Raw genomic sequence first — 3,895 nt, forward strand, 5'->3', positions numbered from 1 at the left:
GACTATATCTCGCAAACGGGACAAACACAAACCAGCCCGGTACCTAATTATACCGAGTTGCCAAACTACAATGCCGGTAAAACTATTGATTGGATAAAAGAAGTTACCCAAACAGGTGTTATACAGGATCATAACTTGAGTATCTCCGGTGGGAGCCCGGATACCAAATACTATGTATCGGGTGATTATCTGAAACAAAAAGGTGTATTGAGAGGCTATCAGTATAACAGGGTAAGCATCCGTTCAAATCTTGATATCAATGTAACCAATTTTTTAACGGTGGGCATGTCATCCTATTTCGCCAATAATAATTATGATGGAGGGCGCGCAAACCTGTTAAATGCTACTGCCATGAGCCCATATGGTAACGAATATAATGCTGATGGTACGTACGCTATTTATCCGATGAAGCCTGAGCAATTATATGTTAACCCATTATTAGGCCTGACTACCGATCAGATAAACCGTAGCGTAAATCTTAATGGTAATGGTTATGCCGAGGTGAAATTTGGTGGCATTTTAAAAGGACTAAAGTATCGTTTAAACGCGGGTTATACTTATCTGCCAACAAGGTTGGATAGCTATAGCGGTCGTTTGGCAAATACTCCGCTTGGCGCAGCCAGTGCTTCCAGCTCTGAAACAAATACGTACACCATCGAAAACTTATTATATTACAATCGAGACATTGGTAAGCATCATTTTGATTTTACCGGCTTGTACAGCGCTCAGCGTCGCAGATATTTTACCTCAACTGCTGCTGCTACCGGGTTTGTAAATGATGAACTTTCATTCAATAATTTAGGTGCAGGCGCTACCCAAACCTCTACTTCATATTCGGACAGGTATGCCTTAAATTCGCAAATGGGACGTGTAAACTACTCATATGCCGGTAAATATTTGGTTACTGTTACCGCCCGCCGCGACGGTTCGTCTGTATTTGGGGCTAATACTACCAAGTATGGTGTATTTCCGTCAGCAGCTTTAGGCTGGAATATTGACCAGGAAAGCTTTCTTAAGGACTCAAAAATTATTAACGCTTTAAAATTAAGGGGCTCATATGGTAAAACCGGTAACGAGGCCATCAATGTTTACCAAACCATTACTGCCGATGGAACAGTACGGTCTCCGTTTAATGGAGTAAGTACCATTGGTGTACAGGCGAGTAATTTAGGCAACAGTAACCTTCACTGGGAAACAACTACTGGGGCTAACGTTGGTGTTGATTTTGCTTTGCTGGGTAGCCGTATCAATGGTTCGGTTGATGCTTATAGTACCCGTACTTCTGGATTGTTATTAAAAAGGAGCCTGCCTCTTATAACAGGCTATTCAAACGTTTGGGACAACATAGGCAAAGTAGCAAATAAGGGCTTAGAAGTTAACCTGAATACACGAAACATCGCCGGTAAAGATTTCCGTTGGGAATCAAATATCGTTTATGCGCTTAACCGCAATAAAATTGTTAGCCTTTATGGCGATGGCAAAGATGATTTGGGTAACCGCTGGTTCATAGGCAAACCCATTAGCGTAATTTATGATTATAAAATGACCGGCGTTTGGCAAACCGGCGAGGATGCTTCTAAACAGGATCCGGGAGCCAAGCCGGGCGATCTTAAATTTGCAGATATCAATGGCGACGGCAAAATTACCGCTGATGGCGACCGTGTGATACAAGGTCAAACCGCGCCAAAATGGACCGGTGGTATAACCAATACATTCCATTACAAACAGTTTAACCTGAGCGTATTTATTCAGACAGCACAGGGAATGATGCGTAACAATACCGATTTAAATTACGCCGATGAATCAGGCAGAAGGAATACCCCTGCTGAAATAGGTTACTGGACCCCAACCAATAATAACAATTCGTTTCAATCTTTGGCATATACCAACACCCGTGGTTATGGTTATCCGCGAGATGCGAGCTATACACGCATCAAGGACGTAACACTAAGTTACGTGGTAGGACAGAATATACTTGATAAGCTGCATTTGAATGGCTTGACATTTTATGCAAGCGGCCGCAACCTACACACCTTTACCAAATGGATAGGATGGGACCCAGAGCAAACTTCTTATACCAGGGGAACCTCAAATTCAGGGTTTAATCAGTCAGCATTTGCATCCGATTGGACCAATAACTATCCTGTAACGCGCACTTTTGTTTTCGGTGCCAATATCTCATTAAAATAAACTGATAAAACATAAACACATGAAAAAGTATTCGATCATATTGGTTTCAATATCAGTGCTTATTACCGCATTTGCATCCTGCAAAAAATCATACCTTGATGAAAAACCATACTCATTATATACTCCGTTAACGCTTACCGATTCATTGGGTTTTGAAGCTGCCGCTGTTGGACTTTACAATTACGAAAGCACCATTTTAACCTATTCAAGTGCTCAGGGCTGGCCAAGTGTTTGGCAGGTAGGTACTGACGTGGCTAATGCTACGGCCAACCAGCAGGGTATTGAAGTCCCTTATTATAATTATGCCCAGCTTACCTCAACAGATGGCGCCGCCAGTTATATTTGGGGCAAATACTATGCGCTAATCAACAATGCCAACGCTATAATTGATAATGCCGAAAATCCTTCGACAACAAAAATAGGAGCGGTTGGTAAAAAACAGGTGGAAGCTGAGGCTAAGTTTTTCAGGGCGTATGCGTATAATAATTTGGCAACATTGTTTGGCAAAGTGCCACTGATCACAACTCCGCTTACTACACCAAAAACAAATTTTGTACGCGCGTCCCTTGATGATGTAAATAGCCTGATCATTAGCGATCTTACATATGCCAGTGCCAATCTGTCTGATTTAAATGGTCCTGGCAACGTTAAACTTAATGTTCAGGGTAAACCAATTGGTCGCGCCAATAAATATATGGCCATGCAGCTTTTGGCCGAGGTTTACCTACGTACCGGTAAAAATGATTTGGCCGAGCAGCAAGCACAGGCTGTTATTAGCAGTGGTAAATTCAGCTTGATCAAAGCCCGTTACGGTGTAAGGGCAGGCGGTGCAGGTGATTATTATTCGGATATGTTTGTGTATGGTAATGAAAGACGTGCCCAAGGCAATTCTGAAGCAATTTGGGTACTGGAACAGGAAAATCCAAGCTCAGTAGTTGGTGGTAATACTGATAATGCTCAGCAACGCCGGGTTTGGGGGGCTGCTTACTACAATATAGCAGGTTTGTTGCCATGTGATACATTAGGCGGACGCAGTATCGGAAGGTTAAGATTAAGCAACTGGGTATTATATGGCCTGTATCCTAACGGGGACATGCGTAACTCACAATACAGTATTAAGAGGCGTTACTATTATAACGATCCAACAAATGCCAAATATGGGCAAATAGTGCCGTTTACCGGTCCGGATACTTTATATAAGATCTGTCCAAGTACTACTAAATGGGGCGCTTTTGATCCTAACGATACTTTTGGTTATGCCATGATCAAAGATTTTATGATGATGCGCTTAGGCGAAACCTACCTGTTGCTTGCTGAAGCTCAAGTTAAGCAAGGCAAAACTGCCGACGCTGCTACATCTATCAATGTATTAAGGACAAGGGCCAATGCACCGCAGGTAACTGCTGATCAAATGACACTTAATTTTGTGTTAGATGAACGCGCAAGGGAACTTATCGGCGAGGAAAACCGACGCCAAACCCTGATGCGTACAGGTACATTGGTTGAACGCTCACTTCGCTTAAATTCGGGAGATGTGCAACACCCAACAACTGGTTTGGCAGACAAAAATCTGCTGCTGCCCATCCCGCTATCAGAAATTCAGTTGAATAAAGATGCGGTACTGGAGCAAAACCCTGGTTATTAATTTAAAACACAAATAAAAAGTAAGGGCAGTATTTATTGCCCTTACTTTTACTTTTATGAA

Annotated in this window: 2 protein-coding genes; both read left to right on the forward strand. The window is 42.4% G+C overall.

Going from position 1 to position 3,895, the window contains the following annotated elements; translation table 11 throughout:
* Window positions 1-2,190 (forward strand): SusC/RagA family TonB-linked outer membrane protein (locus tag VF500_RS10785; RefSeq protein WP_330859678.1); only part of this gene is annotated, 2,190 nt, incomplete at its 5' end.
* 19 nt (window positions 2,191-2,209) lie between these two features.
* A complete protein-coding gene (locus VF500_RS10790; protein WP_330859679.1) occupies window positions 2,210-3,835 on the forward strand; it encodes a RagB/SusD family nutrient uptake outer membrane protein in 1,626 nt (541 codons plus the stop codon).
* Window positions 3,836-3,895 lie beyond the last annotated feature (60 nt).

Source organism: Mucilaginibacter sp., assembly GCF_036383575.1.
Classification (GTDB): domain Bacteria; phylum Bacteroidota; class Bacteroidia; order Sphingobacteriales; family Sphingobacteriaceae; genus Mucilaginibacter.

Excerpts from the sequence above, each read along its gene's own strand:
- VF500_RS10790 (WP_330859679.1), top strand. The coding sequence starts at position 2,210 with ATGAAAAAGTATTCGATCATATTGGTTTCAATATCAGTGCTTATTACC.